The 24575-nt window shown below is 42.2% G+C and carries 30 protein-coding genes, 1 pseudogene and 1 other annotated feature; all 31 genes and pseudogenes read left to right on the top strand.

Features of this window, described 5'->3' with window-relative positions; all coding sequences use genetic code 11:
* The first annotated feature begins 9 nt into the window (after positions 1-9).
* The 31 genes and pseudogenes from rplA (at position 10) to rpmD (ending at position 24545) form a co-directional block, all read left to right on the top strand.
* Entirely contained in the window at positions 10-753 is a 744-nt protein-coding gene (gene rplA, locus AC3ZVC_RS04000; RefSeq protein WP_490066328.1) for a 50S ribosomal protein L1, read from the top strand.
* Between the two features lie 52 nt (positions 754-805).
* Positions 806-947, top strand: a sequence feature (ribosomal protein L10 leader region).
* 33 nt (positions 948-980) lie between these two features.
* Complete coding sequence (gene rplJ / locus AC3ZVC_RS03995; protein WP_490066327.1) at positions 981-1481, top strand: 50S ribosomal protein L10; 501 nt, start codon at positions 981-983, stop codon at positions 1479-1481.
* 57 nt (positions 1482-1538) lie between these two features.
* Positions 1539-1904: a 50S ribosomal protein L7/L12 gene (rplL, locus tag AC3ZVC_RS03990; RefSeq protein ID WP_490066326.1), complete on the top strand. Its 366-nt coding sequence runs from the start codon at positions 1539-1541 to the stop codon at positions 1902-1904.
* Positions 1905-2126: 222 nt separating this feature from the next.
* A complete protein-coding gene (locus AC3ZVC_RS03985) occupies positions 2127-2729 on the top strand; it encodes a class I SAM-dependent methyltransferase (protein WP_490066325.1) in 603 nt (200 codons plus the stop codon).
* A gap of 261 nt (positions 2730-2990) precedes the next feature.
* A complete protein-coding gene (rpoB, locus tag AC3ZVC_RS03980; protein WP_490066324.1) occupies positions 2991-6554 on the top strand; it encodes a DNA-directed RNA polymerase subunit beta in 3564 nt (1187 codons plus the stop codon).
* A 149-nt stretch (positions 6555-6703) separates the two neighbouring features.
* Complete coding sequence (rpoC, locus tag AC3ZVC_RS03975; protein ID WP_490066323.1) at positions 6704-10303, top strand: DNA-directed RNA polymerase subunit beta'; 3600 nt, start codon at positions 6704-6706, stop codon at positions 10301-10303.
* A 155-nt stretch (positions 10304-10458) separates the two neighbouring features.
* The gene (locus AC3ZVC_RS03970) at positions 10459-10707 is read left to right on the top strand and encodes a 50S ribosomal protein L7ae-like protein (RefSeq protein WP_490066322.1); all 249 of its coding nucleotides are present in this window, start codon (positions 10459-10461) and stop codon (positions 10705-10707) included.
* Positions 10708-10809: 102 nt separating this feature from the next.
* Positions 10810-11232, top strand: coding sequence for a 30S ribosomal protein S12 (gene rpsL / locus AC3ZVC_RS03965; RefSeq protein WP_009336562.1), 423 nt, complete (start codon positions 10810-10812; stop codon positions 11230-11232).
* A 41-nt stretch (positions 11233-11273) separates the two neighbouring features.
* Positions 11274-11744 carry a 30S ribosomal protein S7 gene (gene rpsG / locus AC3ZVC_RS03960; RefSeq protein ID WP_113885244.1) on the top strand — a complete coding sequence of 157 codons (471 nt, stop codon included), beginning with the start codon at positions 11274-11276 and terminating at the stop codon, positions 11742-11744.
* A 51-nt stretch (positions 11745-11795) separates the two neighbouring features.
* Positions 11796-13873 (top strand): annotated as a pseudogene (gene fusA / locus AC3ZVC_RS03955) (elongation factor G).
* 121 nt (positions 13874-13994) lie between these two features.
* Positions 13995-15182, top strand: a complete 1188-nt coding sequence (gene tuf, locus AC3ZVC_RS03950; RefSeq protein ID WP_144546235.1) for an elongation factor Tu — start codon at positions 13995-13997, stop codon at positions 15180-15182.
* 676 nt (positions 15183-15858) lie between these two features.
* A complete protein-coding gene (gene rpsJ, locus AC3ZVC_RS03945; RefSeq protein WP_009336571.1) occupies positions 15859-16167 on the top strand; it encodes a 30S ribosomal protein S10 in 309 nt (102 codons plus the stop codon).
* Positions 16168-16206: 39 nt separating this feature from the next.
* Positions 16207-16833 (top strand): 50S ribosomal protein L3, encoded by a 627-nt coding sequence (gene rplC / locus AC3ZVC_RS03940; protein ID WP_490066321.1) that lies wholly within the window; start codon positions 16207-16209, stop codon positions 16831-16833.
* 28 nt (positions 16834-16861) lie between these two features.
* Positions 16862-17485: a 50S ribosomal protein L4 gene (rplD, locus tag AC3ZVC_RS03935; protein WP_214727147.1), complete on the top strand. Its 624-nt coding sequence runs from the start codon at positions 16862-16864 to the stop codon at positions 17483-17485.
* Positions 17485-17769: a 50S ribosomal protein L23 gene (rplW, locus tag AC3ZVC_RS03930; protein ID WP_490066320.1), complete on the top strand. Its 285-nt coding sequence runs from the start codon at positions 17485-17487 to the stop codon at positions 17767-17769. The genes rplD and rplW overlap by 1 nt, the downstream gene beginning before the upstream one ends.
* 29 nt (positions 17770-17798) lie before the next feature.
* A complete protein-coding gene (rplB, locus tag AC3ZVC_RS03925) occupies positions 17799-18629 on the top strand; it encodes a 50S ribosomal protein L2 (RefSeq protein WP_490066319.1) in 831 nt (276 codons plus the stop codon).
* 60 nt (positions 18630-18689) lie between these two features.
* Positions 18690-18968 (top strand): 30S ribosomal protein S19, encoded by a 279-nt coding sequence (gene rpsS / locus AC3ZVC_RS03920; protein ID WP_009336580.1) that lies wholly within the window; start codon positions 18690-18692, stop codon positions 18966-18968.
* Positions 18969-18986: 18 nt separating this feature from the next.
* Positions 18987-19328 carry a 50S ribosomal protein L22 gene (rplV, locus tag AC3ZVC_RS03915; protein WP_009336582.1) on the top strand — a complete coding sequence of 114 codons (342 nt, stop codon included), beginning with the start codon at positions 18987-18989 and terminating at the stop codon, positions 19326-19328.
* Between the two features lie 3 nt (positions 19329-19331).
* Positions 19332-19988 carry a 30S ribosomal protein S3 gene (gene rpsC, locus AC3ZVC_RS03910; protein WP_035332293.1) on the top strand — a complete coding sequence of 219 codons (657 nt, stop codon included), beginning with the start codon at positions 19332-19334 and terminating at the stop codon, positions 19986-19988.
* A 1-nt stretch (position 19989) separates the two neighbouring features.
* Positions 19990-20424: a 50S ribosomal protein L16 gene (gene rplP / locus AC3ZVC_RS03905; protein WP_009336587.1), complete on the top strand. Its 435-nt coding sequence runs from the start codon at positions 19990-19992 to the stop codon at positions 20422-20424.
* A complete protein-coding gene (rpmC, locus tag AC3ZVC_RS03900; RefSeq protein WP_009336588.1) occupies positions 20414-20614 on the top strand; it encodes a 50S ribosomal protein L29 in 201 nt (66 codons plus the stop codon). Before rplP ends, rpmC begins: the two co-directional genes overlap by 11 nt.
* Before the next feature lie 21 nt (positions 20615-20635).
* On the top strand, positions 20636-20899 hold the full coding sequence (gene rpsQ / locus AC3ZVC_RS03895) for a 30S ribosomal protein S17 (RefSeq protein ID WP_214727151.1): 264 nt from the start codon (positions 20636-20638) through the stop codon (positions 20897-20899).
* A gap of 40 nt (positions 20900-20939) precedes the next feature.
* Complete coding sequence (gene rplN / locus AC3ZVC_RS03890; RefSeq protein WP_009336590.1) at positions 20940-21308, top strand: 50S ribosomal protein L14; 369 nt, start codon at positions 20940-20942, stop codon at positions 21306-21308.
* Positions 21309-21344: 36 nt separating this feature from the next.
* Positions 21345-21656 (top strand): 50S ribosomal protein L24, encoded by a 312-nt coding sequence (rplX, locus tag AC3ZVC_RS03885; RefSeq protein WP_214727154.1) that lies wholly within the window; start codon positions 21345-21347, stop codon positions 21654-21656.
* Positions 21657-21682: 26 nt separating this feature from the next.
* Positions 21683-22222 carry a 50S ribosomal protein L5 gene (gene rplE, locus AC3ZVC_RS03880; protein WP_144546243.1) on the top strand — a complete coding sequence of 180 codons (540 nt, stop codon included), beginning with the start codon at positions 21683-21685 and terminating at the stop codon, positions 22220-22222.
* A gap of 25 nt (positions 22223-22247) precedes the next feature.
* Positions 22248-22433: a 30S ribosomal protein S14 gene (rpsN, locus tag AC3ZVC_RS03875; RefSeq protein ID WP_009336593.1), complete on the top strand. Its 186-nt coding sequence runs from the start codon at positions 22248-22250 to the stop codon at positions 22431-22433.
* Positions 22434-22462: 29 nt separating this feature from the next.
* The gene (gene rpsH, locus AC3ZVC_RS03870; RefSeq protein WP_110067554.1) at positions 22463-22861 is read left to right on the top strand and encodes a 30S ribosomal protein S8; all 399 of its coding nucleotides are present in this window, start codon (positions 22463-22465) and stop codon (positions 22859-22861) included.
* A gap of 31 nt (positions 22862-22892) precedes the next feature.
* Entirely contained in the window at positions 22893-23429 is a 537-nt protein-coding gene (gene rplF, locus AC3ZVC_RS03865; protein ID WP_144546245.1) for a 50S ribosomal protein L6, read from the top strand.
* Between the two features lie 32 nt (positions 23430-23461).
* A complete protein-coding gene (rplR, locus tag AC3ZVC_RS03860; RefSeq protein WP_110067556.1) occupies positions 23462-23824 on the top strand; it encodes a 50S ribosomal protein L18 in 363 nt (120 codons plus the stop codon).
* Positions 23825-23848: 24 nt separating this feature from the next.
* Positions 23849-24349, top strand: coding sequence for a 30S ribosomal protein S5 (gene rpsE, locus AC3ZVC_RS03855; RefSeq protein ID WP_026583677.1), 501 nt, complete (start codon positions 23849-23851; stop codon positions 24347-24349).
* A 13-nt stretch (positions 24350-24362) separates the two neighbouring features.
* Positions 24363-24545 (top strand): 50S ribosomal protein L30, encoded by a 183-nt coding sequence (rpmD, locus tag AC3ZVC_RS03850; protein ID WP_009336598.1) that lies wholly within the window; start codon positions 24363-24365, stop codon positions 24543-24545.
* Positions 24546-24575: the final 30 nt, after the last annotated feature.

Here is a 24575-nt window from a genome sequence, read left to right as displayed (position 1 = left end):
CCTTTATTCGTGGGAGGTTATTCCGCTAAAACCACATTCAAGGAGGAAATAAAAATGGCTAAAAAAGGTAAGAAGTACGTAGAAGCTGCAAAGCTTATCGACTCTTCAAAAGCTTACCCAATCGACGAAGCGATTGATCTTGCGAAGAAAACTAATTTTGCTAAATTTGATGCAACTGTTGAAGTAGCATTCCGTTTAGGAGTTGACCCTAAGAAAGCTGACCAGCAAATCCGTGGAGCAGTTGTGCTTCCAAACGGAACTGGTAAAACTCAGCGCGTTCTTGTTTTCGCTAAGGGTGAAAAGGCGAAAGAAGCAGAAGCTGCTGGAGCAGATTTCGTAGGAGATTCAGAATACATCAACAAAATCAACCAAGGCTGGTTCGATTTTGATGTGATCGTTGCTACACCTGACATGATGGGTGAAGTTGGTAAACTTGGCCGCGTATTGGGACCTAAAGGTTTAATGCCTAACCCTAAAACAGGTACAGTTACTTTTGACGTAGAAAAAGCAGTTAACGAAATCAAAGCAGGTAAAGTAGAATACCGCGTTGACAAAGCCGGAAACATCCACGTGCCAATCGGTAAAGTATCATTCGAAAACGAAAAGCTTGTTGAAAACTTCAACACTATTTTCGATACAATGATGAAAGTTAAGCCTGCAGCTGCTAAGGGAACTTACATGAAGAACGTTTCTGTTACTTCTACTATGGGACCTGGCGTAAAAGTAGATCCTTCATCTGTTGCAGTAAAATAAAAAAACAATTGACAACGTAATATGCATATAGTAATATGTATTTTGTTGTGAAAATATAATAACATTTGTGCCGTAGACAGCAGGTGCTGCAAAGCTTAATTTCCTGCCGAGGTATTACGATAGAATGCTTGTTTAACTTGCTATTGTATACTTCCTCCATGTCTGCTAAGGTGTGGAGGTTTTTTATTGGACGGTATGAATGTAGAAATTCTACAGGAGGTGTAAGGATGAGCAGCGTTATCGAACAAAAGAAACAAATCGTAGAAGAAATTGCTGATAAATTTAAATCAAGTTTATCTACAGTTGTTGTCGACTACCGCGGTCTTACTGTTGCTGAAGTTACAGAACTTCGTAAACAGCTTCGTGAAGCTGGCGTAGAATTCAAGGTATACAAGAATTCAATGACTCGCCGTGCTGCTGAAGCTGCTGAACTATCCGGTTTAAACGATTCTTTAACTGGTCCTAACGCAATTGCGTTCAGCACAGAAGATGTAGTTGCTCCAGCGAAAATCTTAAATGATTTCGCGAAAAAGCATGAAGCACTTGAAATCAAAGCAGGTGTAATCGAAGGGAATATCGCTTCAGTAGAAGATGTTAAAGCTCTTGCTGAACTACCATCACGCGAAGGCTTACTATCTATGCTACTCAGCGTACTTCAGGCACCTATCCGCAATCTTGCTCTTGCTGCAAAGGCTGTTGCAGACCAAAAAGAAGAACAAGGCGCGTAAGTTAATTTTAGCGTTAAACTAATAGACTCTAACCAAATATAAGGAGGAAACATTATCATGACTAAAGAACAAATCATTGAAGCAGTTAAATCTATGACTGTTTTAGAACTAAACGACTTAGTAAAAGCAATCGAAGAAGAATTTGGTGTAACTGCTGCTGCTCCTGTAGCAATGGCTGGTGGAGCTGCTGCTGGCGCTGCTGCTGAAGAACAAACTGAATTTGACGTAATTCTTAATTCTGCAGGCGACCAAAAAATCAAGGTTATCAAAGTTGTTCGTGAAATCACAGGTCTTGGACTTAAAGAAGCGAAAGAACTTGTTGATAACACTCCTAAAGCTCTTAAAGAAGGCGTTTCTAAAGAAGATGCTGAAGAAGTTAAAGCTAAGCTTGAAGAAGTTGGAGCTGGCGTTGAAGTTAAGTAATATAATTGATGAAAGGCCCGCTGCTTAGGCGGGCTTTTTATTTTGCAATCAAGTGAAAAGTATATACTTTTATATTTTCAAACCTTCTGATTTCTATCTCTATTAATATAAGGTCTTAAGATTTTTGCTTTTTAAAAAGCAATCCTTTATAATTCGTTCGAAAACACTTTATTGTTGTTCTCCGAAATTCTTCAATTGATATTCTCCTATGGAGGTGATTTCATGTCCGAACACTATTATTCCCAAACACAAAAAGTCGAAAGCAGTCCCAAAACCTGGAGTTATACCCTGAAGGATCAATCATTCCGCTTTAAAACAGATAATGGCGTTTTTTCAAAAAATGAAGTGGATTTTGGTTCAAGACTATTAATTGAAACCTTTGAACACCCGGAAGTCGAGGGGAACATTCTTGATGTTGGGTGCGGGTACGGGCCTATCGGCCTGACAGCAGCGAAGCTTATGCCGGAACGGACTATACATATGGTCGATGTAAATGAGAGGGCGCTTGGGTTGGCAAAAGAGAATGCTGAGTTAAATTGCATCAAAAATGTGTCAATCTATGAAAGCGATCGCCTTGAAAATACAAAAGGAAATAAGTTCGCTGCAATCCTGACAAACCCGCCGATCAGAGCAGGTAAAAAAGTTGTTCATGATATTTTTGAGCAAAGCTTTGAAGCGTTGCTATCTGGAGGGGATCTATGGGTGGTCATCCAGAAAAAGCAGGGAGCGCCTTCTGCCATTGATAAACTGAAAGAGCTGTTTGGCGAGGTTGAGACTGTAGAAAAGAAAAAAGGCTATTTTATTTTAAAAGCAAAAAAAGATTGACTTGACTTTTTCGCTATGATAGTATTGTAAAATGCCAACATATTATATTTCTATTTATAACTAAATTTAACTAATAGTTGTATAAATTTGGTTTTAATGGGAAAGCTAACAAAATAATAGTCGTATTGTGAAAATGTGGTTTTTGAAGTGAAAACCCTTTTTCTTTTTGTCTTATAAGAATGGATGTTTGGCTTACGTTCCCGCTTTTCTTATAGGATGATAATAAATTGCTATTAGCAACAATAACGCTTGATTTGAGGGGTGAATCAGTTGACAGGTCAACTAGTTCAGTATGGACGACACCGCCAACGTAGAAGTTACGCACGAATCAGTGAAGTTTTAGAATTACCAAATCTAATCGAAATCCAAACCTCTTCTTATCAATGGTTTCTTGATGAGGGTTTACGAGAAATGTTCCATGATATTTCTCCGATTGAAGACTTTACTGGTAATTTGTCGCTTGAATTTATTGATTACAGCCTTGGCGAACCAAAATATTCCGTTGAGGAATCGAAAGAACGAGATGTTACATATTCTGCACCTTTACGTGTGAAAGTGCGTCTTGTAAACAAAGAAACAGGCGAAGTTAAAGACCAGGATGTCTTTATGGGTGACTTCCCGCTTATGACAGAGACAGGTACGTTCGTTATTAATGGAGCGGAACGTGTCATTGTATCCCAGCTTGTACGTTCACCGAGCGTATATTTCAGTGGAAAGCTTGATAAAAACGGGAAAAAAGGATATACCGCAACCGTAATCCCGAACCGCGGCGCTTGGCTTGAGTATGAAACTGATGCCAAAGACGTCGTATACGTCAGAATAGATCGTACTCGGAAACTGCCCGTTACGGTTCTTTTGCGTGCACTTGGGTTCGGCTCTGATCAAGAGATCATCGATTTGATTGGAGACAACGAGTACATTCGCAATACTCTCGAAAAAGATAACACCGAAAGCACGGATAAGGCGTTGCTTGAAATTTATGAACGCCTTCGTCCGGGTGAGCCTCCGACAGTCGAAAATGCGAAAAGCTTGCTTGTTTCAAGATTTTTCGATCCTAAACGCTATGATTTAGCTAATGTCGGCCGATACAAAATTAATAAAAAGCTTCATATTAAAAACCGTTTATTTGGCCAGAAACTGGCTGAAACACTTGTGGATCCAGAAACAGGCGAAATTATTGCGGAAAAAGGCGTTACTCTTGACCGCCGTACATTGGACCGCATTCTTCCTAATTTGGAGAAAGATATCGGTTTTAAAACAGTTAGCCTTTTAGGCGGAGTAGTAGATGATGATGTATTGCTGCAATCCATCAAAATTTACGCGCCAAACGAAGACGGAGAAAAGGTCATCAATGTGATTGGCAATGCCTATGTTGAAGAAGCAGTGAAGAACATTTCACCTTCAGACATTATTGCTTCAATCAGTTATTTCTTCAATCTTCTTCACTCTGTGGGAGACACAGATGATATTGACCATCTTGGAAACAGACGCCTTCGCTCCGTTGGCGAACTATTGCAAAACCAGTTCCGTATTGGTTTATCCCGTATGGAGCGTGTTGTCCGCGAGAGAATGTCTATTCAAGATACAAATACAATTACACCTCAGCAGCTGATTAACATTCGTCCGGTAATTGCTTCAATTAAAGAGTTCTTCGGAAGTTCTCAGTTGTCCCAGTTCATGGACCAAACAAATCCGCTTGCTGAATTAACACATAAACGCCGTCTTTCAGCGTTAGGGCCTGGCGGTTTGACTCGTGAACGTGCCGGTTTTGAAGTGCGTGACGTTCACTACTCTCACTATGGCCGTATGTGTCCGATTGAAACGCCTGAGGGACCTAACATCGGATTGATTAACTCTTTATCTTCCTTCGCGAAGGTGAACCGTTTTGGATTCATTGAAACACCTTATCGCCGCATAGATCCTGAGACAGGAAAAGTTACTTCCCGCATCGACTATCTAACAGCTGATGAAGAGGATAACTATGTAGTTGCTCAGGCGAATGCACTTCTTGGTGATGATGGTTCATTCCTTGATGAAGAAGTAGTTGCCCGTTTCAAGGGTGAAAACACTGTTGTAAAACGCGATCGTGTTGATTACATGGATGTATCGCCTAAGCAAGTAGTCTCTGCAGCGACAGCTTGTATTCCTTTCTTGGAAAACGATGACTCCAACCGTGCCTTAATGGGAGCGAACATGCAGCGTCAGGCTGTGCCTTTGATGCAGCCGGAAGCGCCTAGAGTCGGGACTGGTATGGAATACGTATCAGGTAAAGACTCTGGTGCTGCAGTCATCTGTAAACATGAAGGAATCGTTGAGCATGTTGAAGCACGCGAAGTTTGGGTGCGCCGCATTCAAAATGTAGATGGACAGGAAGTAAAAGGCGATCTTGATAAATACAGAATGCTTAAATTTATCCGTTCCAACCAGGGAACATGCTACAACCAGCGTCCAATTGTTGCCGTCGGAAACCGTGTAACAAAGGGAGAAATCCTTGCGGATGGACCTTCAATGGAACTTGGGGAATTAGCCCTTGGCCGAAACGTTCTTGTAGCATTTATGACATGGGATGGATATAACTACGAGGATGCGATCATTATGAGTGAGCGTCTCGTAAAAGATGATGTTTATACATCTATCCATATTGAAGAATACGAATCTGAGTCCCGCGATACAAAACTAGGGCCTGAAGAAATCACCCGCGATATCCCTAACGTTGGGGAAGATGCTCTTCGCAACCTTGATGAGCGCGGAATTATCCGTACGGGTGCGGAAGTAAAAGACGGCGATCTTCTAGTTGGTAAAGTTACTCCTAAAGGGGTAACAGAACTAACAGCTGAAGAAAGGCTATTACATGCAATCTTTGGTGAAAAAGCACGTGAAGTACGCGATACATCCCTCCGTGTGCCACATGGCGGCGGCGGTATTGTACTTGATGTTAAAGTGTTCAACAGGGAAGATGGCGACGAACTTCCTCCAGGTGTGAACCAGCTTGTACGTGTATACATCGTTCAAAAGCGTAAAATCTCCGAAGGGGACAAGATGGCCGGGCGCCATGGTAACAAGGGTGTTATCTCCCGTATTTTGCCGGAAGAAGATATGCCATATTTACCAGACGGCACTCCAGTAGACATCATGCTAAACCCATTAGGGGTTCCGTCACGTATGAACATCGGACAGGTGCTCGAGCTTCACCTTGGTATGGCTGCCAGAGCTCTTGGCATTCATGTAGCTTCCCCTGTATTTGATGGTGCCCGTGAGGAAGACGTTTGGTCAACGATTCAAGAAGCAGGCATGGCCCGTGATGCAAAGACAGTCCTTTATGATGGACGCTCCGGCGAGCCGTTTGACAATCGTGTATCAGTAGGCGTCATGTACATGATCAAACTGGCACACATGGTTGATGACAAGCTGCATGCCCGTTCAACTGGACCTTACTCACTCGTTACGCAGCAGCCGCTGGGCGGTAAAGCTCAGTTCGGCGGACAGCGCTTCGGTGAGATGGAGGTATGGGCACTTGAAGCATATGGTGCAGCATATACTCTTCAGGAAATTTTAACGGTCAAATCGGATGATGTTGTAGGACGTGTTAAGACTTACGAATCAATCGTTAAAGGCGAGAATGTTCCTGAGCCAGGTGTACCTGAGTCATTCAAGGTACTAATCAAGGAACTTCAAAGCTTGGGTATGGACGTTAAGATCCTTTCAGGCGATGAAGAGGAAATTGAAATGCGCGACATGGAGGATGATGAAGAGGTTCAGCAGGCTGAATCACTTACAATTGCCCCGGAAACGCAAAATGAAGAGCAAGTAGTTACCAAAGAATAACTTTCATATAAAAATGGAATCCAAAGTTCCTAAATTTCTTCGCGCTTCGCCTAATCCAGGCGAAGCCGCAGAGGAATTTGTACCGGCAATCATGCTGCTGTATTGAGCAATAAGGGTAAAACCCGGAGATCAAAAGGGAGGTAGGCCCCTTGCTAGATGTAAACAATTTCGAGTATATGAAGATAGGTCTTGCTTCACCGGATAAGATTCGTTCATGGTCACACGGTGAGGTCAAAAAACCTGAAACGATTAACTATCGTACATTAAAACCTGAAAAAGACGGTTTGTTCTGCGAACGCATTTTCGGACCAACAAAGGACTGGGAATGTCACTGTGGAAAATATAAGCGCGTCAGATACAAAGGTGTTGTCTGTGATCGATGCGGTGTTGAAGTAACCCGCGCAAAAGTGCGCCGTGAAAGAATGGGCCACATTGAACTTGCAGCTCCTGTATCTCACATTTGGTACTTTAAAGGCATTCCAAGCCGCATGGGCCTTGTTCTTGACATGTCCCCTCGTGCGCTTGAAGAAGTTATTTACTTTGCTTCTTATGTTGTAACTGATCCAGGCGATACGGCTCTTGAAAAGAAGCAGCTGCTTTCTGAAAAAGAATACCGCGCATATCGCGAAAAATACGGAAACAAGTTCCAGGCATCCATGGGCGCTGAATCCATTAAGAAGCTTCTTTCTGATATTGACCTCAACAAAGAAGTAGACACCCTGAAAGAGGAATTGAAAACTGCACAAGGCCAGCGCCGTACACGTGCTATTAAGCGCCTTGAAGTTCTTGAAGCTTTCCGTGGTTCTGGAAATGAACCTTCCTGGATGATCCTAGACGTTCTGCCAGTTATCCCTCCGGAGCTTCGTCCGATGGTACAGCTTGATGGCGGACGTTTTGCCACTTCTGACTTAAATGACCTGTACCGCCGTGTAATCAACAGAAACAATCGCTTAAAGCGTTTATTGGATCTTGGTGCTCCAAGCATTATCGTCCAAAATGAAAAGCGAATGCTTCAGGAAGCTGTTGATGCGCTAATCGATAATGGACGACGCGGCAGACCGGTAACGGGACCAGGAAACCGTCCGTTGAAGTCTTTGTCACACATGCTAAAAGGTAAGCAAGGACGATTCCGCCAAAACTTGCTTGGTAAGCGTGTTGACTACTCTGGCCGTTCTGTTATCGTAGTGGGACCAAACTTAAAAATGTATCAGTGTGGACTTCCAAAAGAAATGGCATTGGAATTATTCAAGCCATTTGTTATGAAAGAATTGGTGGAAAAAGGGTTAGCCCATAACATCAAGTCTGCAAAACGCAAAATCGAAAGAGTTCAGCCGGAAGTTTGGGACGTTCTTGAAAGTGTTATTAAAGAACACCCTGTATTGCTGAACCGCGCACCGACTCTTCACAGACTCGGTATTCAGGCGTTTGAACCTACATTGGTAGAAGGACGCGCTATCCGTCTTCACCCGCTTGTATGTACTGCTTATAACGCAGACTTCGATGGTGACCAAATGGCTGTTCACGTACCTTTATCCGCAGAAGCACAAGCTGAAGCGCGTTTATTAATGCTTGCAGCACAGAACATTCTGAACCCGAAAGATGGAAAACCAGTTGTTACTCCTTCACAGGACATGGTATTAGGTAACTATTACCTGACACTTGAAAGAGCAGGCGCTGTTGGTGAAGGCATGATTTTCAATGATACTAGTGAAGCATTACTGGCCTACCAGAATGGCTATGTTCATTTGCATACTAGAGTAGCTGTCCATGCTGGATCCTTAAATAACCAGACGTTTACTGAAGATCAAAATAAAAAGCTATTATTAACTACGGTTGGTAAGCTTATTTTCAACGAGATTTTGCCAGAGACATTCCCGTATATCAATGAGCCTACAAAAGAAAATCTTGAGATTGAAACTCCTGAAAAGTACTTTGTAGAGCCTGCTACCGATGTCGCAGCTGTCATCAAGGAAATGCCTCTTGTTGATCCGTTTAAGAAAAAGATTCTTGGTAATATCATTGCGGAAGTATTTAAACGTTTTAAAATTACTGAAACATCCAAAATGCTTGACCGCATGAAAAACCTTGGTTTCAGACACTCCACAAAAGCCGGTATCACTGTCGGTGTGGCCGATATCGTGGTATTAGGGGAGAAGCAGGAAATTATCCAGGAAGCACAGGGCAAGGTTGATAATGTAATGAAGCAGTTCAGGCGCGGTCTTATTACAGAAGATGAGCGTTATGATCGTGTTATTTCAATCTGGAGTGCAGCGAAGGATAATATTCAGTCCAAGCTGATGAAGTCTTTGGATAAATCCAATCCGATTTTTATGATGAGTGACTCGGGTGCCCGTGGTAACGCATCTAACTTCACTCAGTTAGCTGGTATGCGCGGACTTATGGCCAACCCGGCTGGACGTATTATTGAATTACCGATTAAATCAAGTTTCCGAGAAGGCTTAACGGTTCTCGAGTACTTTATTTCTACTCACGGTGCCCGTAAAGGTCTTGCAGATACGGCTCTTAAAACTGCTGACTCAGGTTACCTGACTCGCCGTCTTGTAGACGTTGCGCAGGATGTTATCGTACGTGATGACGATTGCGGAACAGATCGCGGCTTGTTGATCGCTTCCCTTAAAGATGGAACAGAAGTAATCGAAGCACTTGAAGAACGTTTAATCGGCCGTTATGCAAGAAGAAATATCAAACATCCTGAAACCAGCGAAGTGATTGTTGCTGAAAACGGTTTGATCACTGAGGACATTGCCAATGAGATTGTTACAGCTGGCATTGAGAAGGTTTGGATCCGTTCTGCATTTACTTGTAACACTCGTCATGGTGTATGTAAGAAGTGCTACGGCCGCAACCTTGCTACTGGACAAGAGGTTGAAGTTGGTGAGGCTGTAGGTATCATTGCTGCCCAATCCATCGGAGAACCTGGTACACAGTTAACAATGCGTACCTTCCATACCGGCGGTGTGGCGGGAGATGACATCACTCAAGGTTTACCTCGTATCCAGGAAATATTTGAAGCTCGTAACCCTAAGGGTCAAGCTGTTATTTCTGAAATCGATGGTGTTGTGGTCGGCATTAATGAAGGCCGTGACCGCCAGCATGAAATTGTGGTACAAGGTGAAGTGGAATCTAAAACTTATACTGCACCATATACAGGACGCCTAAAAGTTTCTGTTAACGATGAGGTAGTACGTGGTCAGGAATTGACAGAAGGTTCTATTGACCCTAAAGAGTTAATAAAAGTTAGAGATGTTACAGCTGTTCAAGAATACTTGCTGCGTGAGGTTCAAAAAGTATACCGTATGCAGGGGGTTGAAATTGGCGATAAGCATATCGAAGTTATGGTACGCCAAATGCTTCGCAAAGTGCGTGTAATTGATGCGGCAGAAACAGATGTACTGCCTGGTACACTCCTTGATGTCCATCAGTTCACAGATGCCAATGAAAAAGCCCTTCTGGCTGGGAAAATGCCTGCAACAGGGCGTCCGGTGCTTCTTGGTATCACGAAGGCATCTCTTGAAACAGACTCCTTCTTATCTGCAGCATCGTTCCAGGAGACGACAAGAGTTCTTACTGATGCAGCAATCAAAGGCAAGCGTGATGAGCTCCTTGGCCTTAAAGAGAATGTAATTATTGGTAAACTTGTCCCTGCAGGAACAGGTATGCAGCGTTACAGAAGAGCAGAGCCTTATACAAATGAAGAGGCAACAGAAGATACGGTAACAGTTGAGTAAATTATTCATTGCGGTGTTTGCTGACTTGCAGCAGGCACCGCATTTTAAAGTGAATAAATTAAATAAAAATCGTTTTGCTTGTTGACATCAAAAAATGAAGATGTTACTATAGCAAAGGTGCTCCTATTCACCGGATACTTTGGAGGATACATTAAATGTCTTATGATAAAGTATTGCAGGCAAAAAGTTTTATTGTAGGAACAAAGCAAACAGTTAAAGCTCTCAAAACTGGAACAATCAAAGAAGTGGTAGTTGCCAGAGACGCTGATGCGAGAGTCACAGCGAAAGTGGTAAGTACAGCGAATGATATGAATGTTCCGATCTTATATGTGGATTCGATGAAAAAACTCGGAAAAGCATGCGGGATTGAAGTGTGTGCGGCAGCTGTTGCCATAACTCTTTAAAAACTGTTTTTGTAGATTGAGATTGCAAGAACTTTGTTTTTGCATCAAAATGAACCACCTGGATGTGTGGGCTTAAACAAAATCGAAGGGAGGAAAAATAAAATGCCTACTATTAATCAATTAGTGCGCAAACCGCGTCAAACTAAATCTGAGAAGTCTAATTCACCAGCGCTTAACAAAGGTTACAACAGCTTCAAGAAAGCACAAACTAATGTAGCTTCACCTCAAAAGCGTGGTGTATGTACTCGTGTTGGTACAATGACTCCTAAGAAGCCGAACTCAGCATTACGTAAGTATGCACGTGTTCGTTTAACAAATGGTATCGAGGTTAATGCTTACATTCCTGGTATCGGACACAACTTGCAAGAGCACAGTGTAGTGTTAATCCGTGGAGGTCGTGTAAAAGACTTACCGGGTGTACGTTACCACATCGTGCGCGGCGCATTAGATACTGCTGGTGTTAACAACCGCATGCAAGGCCGTTCTAAATACGGTGCTAAGCGTCCGAAAGCAGCTAAAAAATAATTCTATTAAATAGTAAAGAATGTTGAAAGGAGGAAAAATCCATGCCACGTAAAGGTCCTGTAGCAAAAAGAGACGTATTGCCTGATCCGATTTACAACTCTAAGCTTGTTAGCCGCCTTATCAATAAAATGATGGTTGACGGTAAAAGAGGTAAATCTCAAGCAATTCTTTACTCTGCATTTGATATCATTAGCGAACGTACTGGCAAAGAGCCAATGGAAGTATTCGATCAAGCACTTAAGAACATCATGCCTGTACTTGAAGTAAAAGCACGCCGTGTAGGTGGAGCAAACTACCAAGTACCAGTTGAGGTGCGCCCAGATCGTCGTACAACTCTTGGTCTTCGCTGGTTAGTAAACTATTCTCGTCTTCGCGGTGAGAAAACAATGGAAGAGCGTTTAGCTAACGAAATTCTAGATGCAGCTAACAACACTGGCGCATCTGTTAAGAAGCGTGAAGATACACACAAAATGGCAGAAGCAAACAAAGCGTTTGCTCACTACCGCTGGTAAGATTAATAGCTTTATTAAAATAACACTCATACTAGGAAGGAGAAAGACCCAATGGCTAGAGAGTTCTCCTTAGAAAATACTCGTAATATCGGTATCATGGCTCACATTGATGCCGGTAAAACAACAACAACCGAGCGTGTACTTTACTACACTGGCCGTATCCATAAAATCGGTGAAACGCACGAAGGTGCTTCGCAGATGGACTGGATGGAGCAAGAGCAGGAGCGCGGAATTACAATCACTTCTGCTGCTACAACTGCACAGTGGAAAGGCCACCGCGTAAACATCATCGACACTCCAGGTCACGTAGACTTCACGGTTGAAGTTGAACGTTCCCTGCGTGTACTTGATGGTGCGGTAGCTGTACTTGATGCGCAATCAGGTGTTGAGCCTCAAACTGAAACAGTTTGGCGCCAGGCAACTACTTACGGAGTGCCACGTGTGGTATTCGTAAATAAAATGGATAAGCTAGGTGCTGACTTCTTGTATTCATTGAAGACACTTCATGACCGTTTACAAGCAAATGCAGCAGCTATCCAATTACCGATTGGTGCTGAAGATCAGTTCGAAGGTATCATTGACTTAATTGAAATGAAAGCAACTTTCTACGGTAACGACTTAGGTACGGATATCGAAGATCGTGAAATTCCAGAAGAATACATGGAACAAGCTGAAGAATACCGTGAAAAGTTAATTGAAGCGGTAGCTGAGCTTGATGAAGAATTAATGGAGAAATACCTTGGTGGTGAAGAAATCACTAACGATGAGCTTAAAGCAGCTATTCGTAAAGGTACTGTTAATGTTGAATTTTATCCTGTAATCTGTGGCTCAGCTTTCAAAAACAAAGGTGTTCAAAAGATGCTTGACGCTGTAATTGACTACCTTCCTTCTCCGCTTGATGTACCAGCTATCAAAGGTACACTTCCGGATACAGATGAAGAGGTTACGCGTCCTTCTAGCGATGACGCACCATTCTCTGCATTAGCATTTAAAGTTATGACCGACCCTTATGTTGGTAAACTTACATTCTTCCGTGTATACTCTGGTACTTTGAACTCAGGTTCATATGTGCAAAACTCTACTAAAGGAAAGCGCGAACGTGTAGGACGTATCCTGCAAATGCACGCTAATTCCCGTGAAGAGATTTCAGAAGTACACGCTGGAGATATCGCTGCAGCTGTAGGCCTAAAAGATACTACAACTGGTGATACTCTATGTGATGAGAAGAATCTTGTTATTCTTGAATCTATGGAATTCCCAGAGCCGGTTATCCAACTATCTATCGAGCCTAAGTCAAAAGCTGACCAAGATAAAATGACAACTGCTCTACAAAAATTACAAGAAGAGATCCAACATTCCGCGCGCATACTGACCAGGAAACTGGACAGGTTATCATTGCCGGTATGGGTGAACTTCACCTTGATATCCTTGTTGACCGTATGAGACGTGAATTTAAAGTGGAAGCTAACGTTGGTGCACCTCAGGTTGCATACCGTGAAACTTTCCGTGCTTCAGCACAGGTTGAAGGTAAATTTGCACGCCAATCAGGTGGACGCGGACAATTCGGCCATGTTTGGATAGAATTCTCTCCAAACGAAGAAGGTAAGGGCTTCGAATTTGAAAACGGCATTGTTGGTGGTGTGGTTCCTCGCGAATACATCCCTGCTGTACAAGCTGGACTTGAAGATTCACTTGATAGAGGAGTACTTGCTGGATACCCATTAGTCGATATTAAAGCAAGATTGTTTGATGGATCTTACCATGATGTTGACTCATCTGAAATGGCATTCAAAATCGCAGCATCAATGGCACTTAAAAATGCTGCATCAAAATGTAACCCAGTTATCCTTGAACCAGTTATGAGAATAGAAGTAATTATTCCTGAAGAATACCTGGGAGATATCATGGGTAATGTTACTTCCCGTCGTGGTCGAGTAGAAGGTATGGAAGCTCGCGGTAACGCTCAAGTTGTTCGTGCTATGGTACCACTTTCTGAAATGTTTGGTTATGCAACATCCCTGCGTTCAAGCACACAGGGTCGTGGAGTGTTCTCTATGCATTTCGATCACTATGAAGAAGTACCAAAATCAATTTCTGAAGAAATCATTAAAAAAAATAAAGGTGAATAATTGATTTTACCTTTTTAATCAAGTATAACTACTATTGTAGGCAAAATGTGCTGTGGATAGGGTAACCTCTCCGCAGCAATAAAATACTTAACTTTTATAATCTAAAGGAGGATTTTTCAAAATGGCAAAAGCTAAATTTGACCGTTCAAAACCCCATGTTAACATCGGTACAATCGGACACGTTGACCATGGTAAAACTACTTTAACTGCAGCTATCACAACTGTTCTTTCTAAGAAGGGCGGCGGTGAAGCACGCGGATACGATCAAATCGACGCAGCTCCAGAAGAGCGCGAGCGTGGAATTACAATCTCAACTGCTCACGTTGAGTACGAAACTGAAAACCGTCACTATGCACACGTTGACTGCCCAGGTCACGCTGACTATGTTAAAAACATGATCACTGGTGCTGCACAAATGGACGGCGGAATCCTAGTTGTTTCTGCTGCTGACGGCCCAATGCCGCAAACTCGTGAGCACATCCTTCTATCTCGTCAGGTTGGTGTACCTTTCCTTGTTGTATTCATGAACAAGTGCGACATGGTTGACGATGAAGAACTTCTTGAGTTAGTAGAAATGGAAGTACGTGACCTTCTTTCTGAATACGACTTCCCAGGCGATGACATCCCTGTAATCAAAGGTTCTGCTCTTAAAGCTCTTGAAGGAGAAGCAGAGTGGGAAGCTAAAATTGAAGAACTTATGGCTGCTGTTGATGAGTACATCCCAACACCAACTCGTGACACTGATAAACCATTCATGATGCCAGTTGAGGACGTATTCTCAATCACTGGTCGTGGAACTGTTGCTACTGGACGTGTAGAGCGTGGACAAGTTAAAGTCGGTGACGTAATCGAAATCATCGGTTTAGCTGAAGAACCAAAATCTACTACTGTAACAGGTGTTGAAATGTTCCGTAAGCTTCTTGATTATGCTGAAGCTGGAGACAACATTGGTGCCCTTCTTCGTGGGGTTGCTCGTGAAGATATCCAACGTGGACAGGTGCTTGCTAAGCCAGGTACAATCACACCACACACAAAGTTCAAAGCAGAAGTTTACGTTTTATCAAAAGAAGAAGGTGGACGTCATACTCCATTCTTCACAAACTACCGTCCTCAGTTCTACTTCCGTACAACTGATGTAACTGGTATTTGTAATCTTCCTGAAGGCGTAGAAATGGTTATGCCTGGAGATAACATTGAAATGACTGTAGAACTAATTGCTCCTATCGCTATTGAAGAAGGTACTAAATTCTCTATCCGTGAGGGTGGACGTACTGTTGGCGCTGGCGTAGTTGCTACAATCCAAGAATAATTATATTAAACAGATGGGTGACGACCCATCTGTTTTTTTTTGCATTCTTATAAACAATTTCTGTGTCCGAAAGGGAGGATATATTTTCGGTTTCATCCTTGAAGGAAAATGATTCATAGGTAAGCCGTGAATAGCGTCATACCTGCATAAAATTTTGCAAAGAAAAAACTTAAGTATTTAAACACAAATGAAAAGTTTAATTTTGTCCTGCAGAAACATGAATTTAGTTATTAAGGTAACTAACTGGTGATAATAGTTCCGATCAGCGTAAGGTGAACTCATAATTATTAAAAATGCTATTGAATTTCAATGTATTTATTTGGTGTTTCTGCTCCCTTTTGATAACTCGGTTTTCCGAGTTTCTTCTATAGTATAGATTCTCCAATTAATTCATTTCATTTTACTGCAGTGTGTCTAAATGAAATATTTAGACTTCTTCTATTCCTATTGAAAACTTCTGGTATAGTCGTTATAATAGTAAAAGTGTGCGAAACATAAAGAAATAACATATTGATGTTGCATTTCATTTATTGTTTCTGTATAATAGACAATGTTGGTCTTTGACTGCGATGATGTGAAAGGTTGCTGACACACCCGGCCGCTTTGCCATGGCGAGTGTGTGGGAAATTTTCACGGAGAATGTCTATATTAAAATAGGCGAAAAGGAGGGAAAATAATGGCAAAACAAAAAATTCGTATTCGTTTAAAAGCGTATGATCACAGAATCCTTGATCAATCTGCTGAAAAGATTGTTGAGACTGCAAAGCGTTCTGGTGCGGCTGTATCTGGTCCGATTCCATTGCCAACCGAAAAGTCAATTTACACAATTCTTCGTGCGGTTCATAAGTATAAAGATTCTCGTGAACAATTCGAAATGCGTACGCATAAACGTCTTATCGACATCGTTAACCCAACACCACAAACGGTTGATTCATTAATGCGTTTAGACTTGCCGTCTGGTGTAGATATCGAAATCAAACTTTAATAATAAATAAGAAAAAGAAACTTAGGAGGTGTGACTGAAATGACCAAAGGAATCTTAGGAAGAAAGATTGGTATGACTCAAGTATTTGCTGAAAACGGTGATGTTATCCCGGTAACAGTTGTTGAGGCTGCTGCGAACGTTGTTCTTCAAAAGAAATCAGTTGAAACTGATGGATACGAAGCAATCCAAGTCGGATTTGAAGATAAGCGCGACAAGCTATCCAACAAGCCTGAAAAAGGACATGTTGCTAAAGCAAACACTGCTCCTAAGCGCTTCGTTCGTGAATTCCGCGGAGCTGATTTAGGACAATATGAAGTTGGTCAAGAAGTCAAAGTTGATATATTCGCTGAAGGCGAAACTGTTGATGTAACAGGAATCTCGAAGGGTAAAGGTTTCCAAGGTGCTATCAAGCGCCACGGACAATCTCGCGGACCAATGGCTCACGGTTCTCGTTACCACCGTCGCCCGGGTTCAATGGGTCCTGTAGCTCCAAACCGTGTATTCAAAGGTAAGTTATTGCCTGGACGTATGGGTGGAGAGCAAATCACTGTACAAAACCTTGAAATCGTTAAAGTTGACGTTGAGCGCAACTTGCTATTGATCAAAGGAAACGTACCTGGTGCTAAAAAAGCATTACTAAAAATCAGAAGTGCGGTAAAAGCATAATAATTAAACCGGAAAGGAGGAAAACAGAATGCCGAAAGTAGCATTGTTTAACCAAAGCGGATCTAAAGTTGGTGATATCGAACTTAATGATGCGATCTTTGGTGTTGAGCCTAACCAGCACGTATTATTTGAAGCTGTTGTTATGCAAAGAGCTTCATTACGTCAAGGGACTCATAAAACTAAAATTCGTTCTGAAGTAGCGGGCGGAGGACGCAAGCCATGGCGCCAAAAAGGCACAGGCCGTGCTCGTCAAGGTTCCATCCGTTCACCACAATGGCGCGGAGGCGGTACTGTATTTGGTCCTGTACCACGCAGCTACAGCTACAAATTACCTAAAAAGGTTCGCCGTTTGGCAATCAAATCTGCGTTATCTTCTAAAGCATTAGAAGAAAACATCCTAGTATTAGAAGGCCTTGCTTTCGAAACTCCTAAAACAAAAGACTTCAAAGGTGTATTAACTGGTCTTTCTGTTGATTCAAAAGCACTAATCGTTACTGCTGACCTAGATGAAAACGTAGCATTATCTGCTCGCAACATCCCTGGAGTAACAGTTGTATCTGCTTCTGGAATCACTGTTTTAGATGTTTTAAACCATGATAAGCTAATCATGACAAAAGCAGCGGTTGAAAAAGTAGAGGAGGTGCTTGCATAATGGATGCACGCGAAATCATTAAGCGCCCCGTTATCACTGAACGTTCTACTGATATTATGGCTGATAAAAAATATACGTTCGAAGTTGACGTTAGAGCTAACAAAACTCAAGTTAAAGACGCTGTAGAGCAAATCTTTGGCGTTAAGGTTGAGAAAGTTAACATCATGAACTACAAAGGCAAGTTCAAGCGTATGGGCAAATTCGGCGGTTACACTAACAAACGCCGCAAAGCAATCGTTAAATTAACATCTGACAGCCAAGAAATCGAGCTATTTGAAGCTTAATACTATAACTAGAAGAGGAGGGAAACGAAATGGCGATTAAAAAGTATAAACCTACCTCTAATGGTCGTCGCGGCATGACGGTTTCTGATTTCGCGGAAATCACGACTAATCAACCGGAAAAGTCTTTACTTGCTCCTTTAAAGAGAAAAGGCGGCCGTAACAACCAAGGTAAGTTGACAGTTCGTCATCAAGGCGGCGGTCATAAACGTCAATATCGTTTAATCGATTTTAAACGTAACAAAGATGGCATTCCAGGACGCGTTGCCACAATCGAGTATGATCCAAACCGCTCTGCAAATATTGCACTAATTAACTATGTAGATGGAGAAAAGCGTTACATCCTTGCACCTAAGAATTTACAAGTGGGCATGGAAGTAATGTCTGGTCCAGAAGCTGACATCAAAGTGGGTAATGCACTTCCACTTATCAACATTCCAGTGGGTACTGTAATCCACAACATCGAATTAAAGCCTGGTAAGGGCGGACAATTAGTACGTTCTGCAGGTACTTCTGCACAGGTTCTTGGTAAAGAGGGCAAATACGTACTAGTTCGTTTAAACTCTGGTGAGGTTCGCATGATTCTTGCTGAGTGCCGCGCTACTGTTGGTCAAGTCGGCAACGAGCAGCACGAGCTTATTAACATTGGTAAAGCAGGACGTTCACGCTGGTTAGGCAAGCGCCCAACTGTACGTGGTTCTGTAATGAACCCTAACGATCACCCACACGGTGGTGGTGAAGGACGTGCGCCAATCGGACGTAAGTCTCCTATGACTCCTTGGGGCAAGCCAACACTTGGTTACAAGACACGCAAGAAGAACAACAAATCGGATAAATTTATCGTACGTCGTCGTAAAAAATAACGGGATTGTACTACGGTTCCACATAAGAACCGTAGAGCAATCACGAAGGGAGGTTCAATCATGGGTCGCAGCTTAAAAAAAGGACCTTTTGTTGATGAACATTTAATGACAAAGATCGAAAAGCTAAACGAAACAGAAAGCAAACAAGTTACTAAAACTTGGTCTCGCCGTTCTACGATCTTCCCACAATTCATCGGACACACAATCGCAGTTTATGATGGTCGTAAACATGTGCCTGTATACATCACTGAAGACATGGTAGGCCACAAGCTTGGAGAATTTGCTCCAACTCGTGCGTACAAAGGCCATGGCAATGATGATAAGAAAACAAGACGTTAATGAGAGGAGGGCATTCTAATGCAAGCTAAAGCTGTTGCAAGAACAGTTCGTATTGCTCCTCGTAAAGCTCGTTTAGTCGTAGATTTAATTCGAGGAAAGCAAGTAGGCGAAGCAGTGGCGATTTTAAACCTTACACCTAAAGCTGCTTCTCCAATCGTAGAAAAAGTATTAAAATCTGCACTAGCTAACGCTGAGCACAACTACGAAATGGACGTTAATAATTTAGTGGTTGCTCAAGCGTTCGTAGACGAAGGACCAACTTTAAAACGTTTCCGTCCTCGCGCTATGGGCCGTGCAAGCCAAATTAACAAACGTACTAGTCATATTACTATCGTTTTATCAGAAAAGAAGGAGGGATAATCAGTGGGTCAAAAAGTAAATCCAGTCGGTTTGCGTATCGGTGTCATCCGTGATTGGGAGTCAAAATGGTACGCAGGCAAAGACTATGCTGATCTTTTACACGAAGACCTTAAGGTTCGTGAGTACATCACAAAGCGTCTAAGCGATGCTTCTGTTTCTAAAGTAGAAATCGAACGTGCTGCTAATCGCCTGAACATCACAATCCACACTGCGAAACCAGGTATGGTTATCGGTAAAGGTGGTACTGAGGTTGAAGCGCTTCGTAAATCTCTTAACTCATTAACTGGCAAGCGTGTTCATATCAACATTCTTGAAATTAAGAGAGCTGATATCGATGCGAAATTGGTAGCGGAAAATATTGCTCGTCAATTAGAAAACCGCGTATCTTTCCGTCGTGCTCAAAAACAAACTATTCAACGTGCAATGCGCGCTGGCGCTAAGGGTATCAAAACAATGGTATCTGGTCGTTTAGGCGGTGCTGATATCGCTCGTTCAGAATCATACAGCGAAGGAACAGTTCCACTTCATACTCTTCGTGCTGATATCGATTATGCTACAGCTGAAGCTGATACAACTTACGGTAAATTAGGCGTAAAAGTATGGATCTATCGTGGAGAGGTCCTTCCTACGAAGAAGAAAACTGGGGAAGGAGGCAAATAATATGTTATTGCCAAAACGCGTAAAATATCGTCGTGTACACCGCGGAAAAATGCGTGGTCAATCAAAAGGCGGCACTGAAGTGAACTTCGGTGAATATGGTTTACAAGCTCTTGAGGCTTCATGGATCACAAACCGACAGATTGAATCTGCACGTATCGCAATGACTCGTTACATGAAACGTGGCGGTAAAGTTTGGATTCAAATATTCCCGCATAAGCCTTACACTGCAAAGCCTCTAGAAGTCCGCATGGGTTCCGGTAAAGGTGCTCCAGAAGGATGGGTAGCAGTAGTAAAGCCTGGTAAAGTAATGTTTGAAATCGCAGGTGTATCTGAAGAGATCGCTCGTGAAGCATTACGTCTTGCATCACACAAACTTCCTGTTAAGTGCAAGTTTGTAAAACGAGAAGAAATTGGTGGTGAATCAAATGAAAGCTAATGAAATTCGTGACCTTACCACTGCCGAAATAGAACAAAAAGTTAAATCATTAAAAGAAGAGCTATTCAACCTTCGCTTTCAATTGGCGACTGGACAACTTGAAAATACAGCTCGTATTCGTGAAGTACGCAAAGCGATTGCCCGCATGAAAACTGTAATTCGTGAAAGAGAAATCGGCTTTAGCAAGTGATATTGAGAGGAGGTTCGCACAATGAGTGAACGCAACCAACGCAAAGTTTACACTGGACGCGTCGTTTCTGACAAAATGGATAAGACAGTTACAGTCCTTGTAGAAACTTATAAAAAGCATCCTTTATACGGTAAACGCGTTAAGTACTCTAAAAAGTTTAAAGCTCATGATGAGCAAAACGAAGCAAAAATGGGCGATATCGTTCGTATTATGGAAACTCGTCCACTATCTGCGACTAAACGCTTCCGTCTTGTAGAAGTTGTTGAAAAAGCAGTAATTATCTAATTGTACGGAATAAGCTTTATCCCGAAGGGAGGTTACACACATGATTCAACAAGAATCACGTTTAAAAGTTGCTGACAACTCTGGTGCTCGTGAGGTACTTACAATTAAAGTTCTTGGTGGCTCTGGCCGCAAAACTGCTAATATCGGCGATGTTATCGTTTGTACAGTGAAACAAGCAACACCTGGTGGCGTTGTTAAAAAAGGTGATGTTGTTAAAGCGGTAGTAGTTCGAACAAAGAGCGGTGTTCGCCGTAATGACGGTACTTACATTCGTTTCGATGAAAACGCATGTGTAATTATTCGTGATGACAAAGGCCCGCGCGGAACTCGTATCTTCGGACCTGTTGCTCGTGAACTTCGCGAAAACAACTTCATGAAAATTGTATCTTTAGCTCCAGAAGTATTATAAAAACAAATTAAATTGCCTTTAAGGAGGTGCGCACAGATGCATGTGAAAAAAGGTGACAAAGTTATGGTCATCTCTGGTAAGGATAAAGGCAAAACGGGCGTAATTCTTGCAGCGTTCCCTAAACAAAGTCGAGTACTTGTTGAAGGTGTGAACATTGTAAAAAAACACTCAAAGCCTTCACAGATGAATCCGCAAGGCGGAATTATCAGCCAAGAGGCACCTGTTCATGTATCAAACGTTATGCCTATCGATCCTAAGTCTGGTGAACCAACTCGTGTAGGCTATAAAACGGTTGATGGCAAAAAAGTACGTGTAGCAACAAAATCCGGTGAAGTTCTAGATAAATAGTTTAAAGAAGAAGGGAGGTACAATGAATGAACCGCCTAAAAGAAAAGCAAGTAAAAGAAATTACTCCTGCTCTAATGAGCAAGTTTAACTATAAATCAGTTATGCAAGTACCTAAGCTTGATAAAATCGTTATCAACATGGGTGTTGGTGACGCTGTTCAAAACGCAAAAGCACTTGATAAAGCAGTTGAGGAATTAACGTTGATTACTGGCCAAAAGCCTGTTATCACTCGTGCTAAGAAATCAATCGCTGGTTTCCGCCTTCGTGAAGGTATGCCAATCGGTGCAAAAGTTACTCTTCGTGGAGAGCGCATGTATGAATTCTTTGATAAGTTAGTATCTGTATCTCTTCCACGTGTACGTGACTTCCGCGGTATCTCCAAAAAGTCATTTGACGGCCGTGGTAACTATACTCTAGGTGTCAAAGAACAGTTGATCTTCCCTGAGATTGATTACGATAAAGTAAGCAAAGTTCGTGGTATGGATATCGTTATCGTAACTACAGCTAACACTGATGAAGAAGCTCGTGAACTTTTAACTCAATTTGGAATGCCATTCCAAAAGTAATCGCTAAATAGAGGGAGGCGAAAACGTGGCTAAAAAGTCAATGATTGCGAAGCAAAAACGCACGCCTAAACATAAGGTACAAGAATACACACGCTGCGAACGTTGCGGACGTCCACATTCTGTATACCGTAAATTTAAGCTTTGTCGTATTTGTTTCCGTGAATTAGCATATAAAGGACAAATTCCTGGCGTGAAAAAAGCTAGCTGGTAAACCCCAAGTATGGGAAGGAGGTAAAAACAATGGTCATGACAGATCCAATTGCAGACTTGCTAACTCGCATCCGTAATGCGAATATGGTTCGTCACGAAAAATTAGAAGTTCCTGCTTCTAATATCAAAAAAGAAATTGCTGATATCTTAAAGCGTGAAGGTTTTGTACGTGATGTTGAGCTTATCGAAGACAACAAGCAAGGTATCATCCGCATTTTCTTGAAATACGGTTCAAACAACGAACGCGTTATCACTGGTCTTAAGCGTATCAGTAAGCCTGGTCTTCGTGTATACGCAAAGGCTGATGAAGTACCTCGTGTACTTAACGGTCTTGGAATCGCACTAGTTTCTACTTCTCAAGGAGTTCTTACTGATAAAGAAGCTCGCGCTAAACAAGTCGGCGGAGAAGTTTTAGGATACGTTTGGTAATAGAGTTTTTCATGAATGGAGGTGCAATTAAATGTCTCGTATAGGTAAAAAACCAATCGAAATTCCATCTGGTGTTACTGTTACTCTTGACAAGAACACAGTTACTGTAAAGGGTCCTAAAGGTGAACTTTCACGTTCATTCAACCCAGATATCGAAATTAAGGTGGAAGAAAACGTAATTAACGTTTCCCGTCCATCTGAAGCAAAAGAACACCGCGCATTGCACGGAACTACTCGCGCACTTCTTGCTAACATGGTTGAGGGTGTGTCTAAGGGATTTGAAAGAGGACTTGAGCTTATCGGCGTCGGTTACCGTGCTCAAAAACAAGGCAAAAAGCTTGTTTTAAACGTTGGTTACTCTCATCCTGTTGAAATCGAGCCTGAAGAAGGTCTTGAAGTTGAAGTACCATCTAACACAAAGATCATTGTTAAAGGTACTAACAAAGAGCGTGTTGGAGCATTAGCTGCCAACATCCGTGAAGTTCGTCCTCCAGAGCCTTATAAAGGCAAAGGTATCCGTTATGAAGGCGAATATGTTCGTCGTAAAGAAGGTAAAACAGGTAAGTAATGCCGCATAGGTAAACGAAAGGAGTGACCGAAATGATTACGAAGGCTGATAAAAATGCAGTTCGTAAGAAAAGACATGCTCGTGTGCGTGCGAAGCTTTCTGGAACTGCGGCTCGTCCTCGTTTAAATGTGTATCGTTCAAACAAACACATTTATGCTCAACTTATTGATGATGTAAACGGAGTTACTGTAGCAAGTGCTTCTACATTAGATAAAGAAGTAAACCTTGATGCTACTGGCAACGTTGATGCAGCAGTTAAGGTTGGAGAATTAGTTGCAAAACGCGCAGTCGAAAAAGGCGTTAAAGCTATCGTTTTCGATCGTGGTGGCTATCTATATCATGGACGTGTTCAAGCATTAGCAGATGCAGCACGTGAAAATGGTTTAGAATTTTAATAGACAAAGGAGGGACACAAAAAGATGCGTCGTATTGATCCAAACAAACTTGAACTTGAAGAGCGCGTAGTTACGGTTAATCGTGTAGCAAAGGTTGTTAAAGGTGGACGTCGTTTTCGTTTCTCTGCTCTTGTAGTAGTAGGTGACAAAAACGGTCACGTTGGCTTTGGTACAGGAAAAGCACAGGAAGTTCCTGAAGCGATCCGCAAAGCAATTGAAGATGCTAAGAAAAACTTAATCGAAGTGCCTATGGTTGGAACTACAATTCCTCACCAGGTAATCGGACATTTCGGTGCTGGAGAAATCCTTCTTAAGCCTGCTTCTGAAGGTACTGGTGTAATCGCCGGCGGTCCAGTTCGTGCGGTTCTAGAATTAGCTGGTGTTGGTGATATCCTATCTAAATCTTTAGGTACAAACACACCAATCAACATGGTTCGCGCCACTTTGAACGGTTTAACACAATTAAAACGTGCTGAGGACGTAGCGAAATTACGTGGTAAATCAGTAGAAGAACTGTTAGGATAAGGAGGGATATCAAATGGCGAATAAACTAGAAGTTACCCTCACTCGCAGCGTGATTGGTCGCCCGCAAGACCAGCGCGAAACAGTTAAGGCTCTTGGCTTACGTAAAATGCACCAAACAGTTGAGCATCAAGATAATCCTGCTATCCGCGGAATGATCAACAAAGTTGCTCACCTTGTTGTGGTAAAAGAAAAATAATTCTATTCTTCTACAAATAAGGAGGTGCCA

The sequence above is a fragment of the Cytobacillus sp. C11.1 genome (assembly GCF_058145115.1).
The sequence above is the reverse complement of the archived record's forward strand: the minus strand, read 5'-3'. Positions and strand labels throughout refer to the sequence as shown.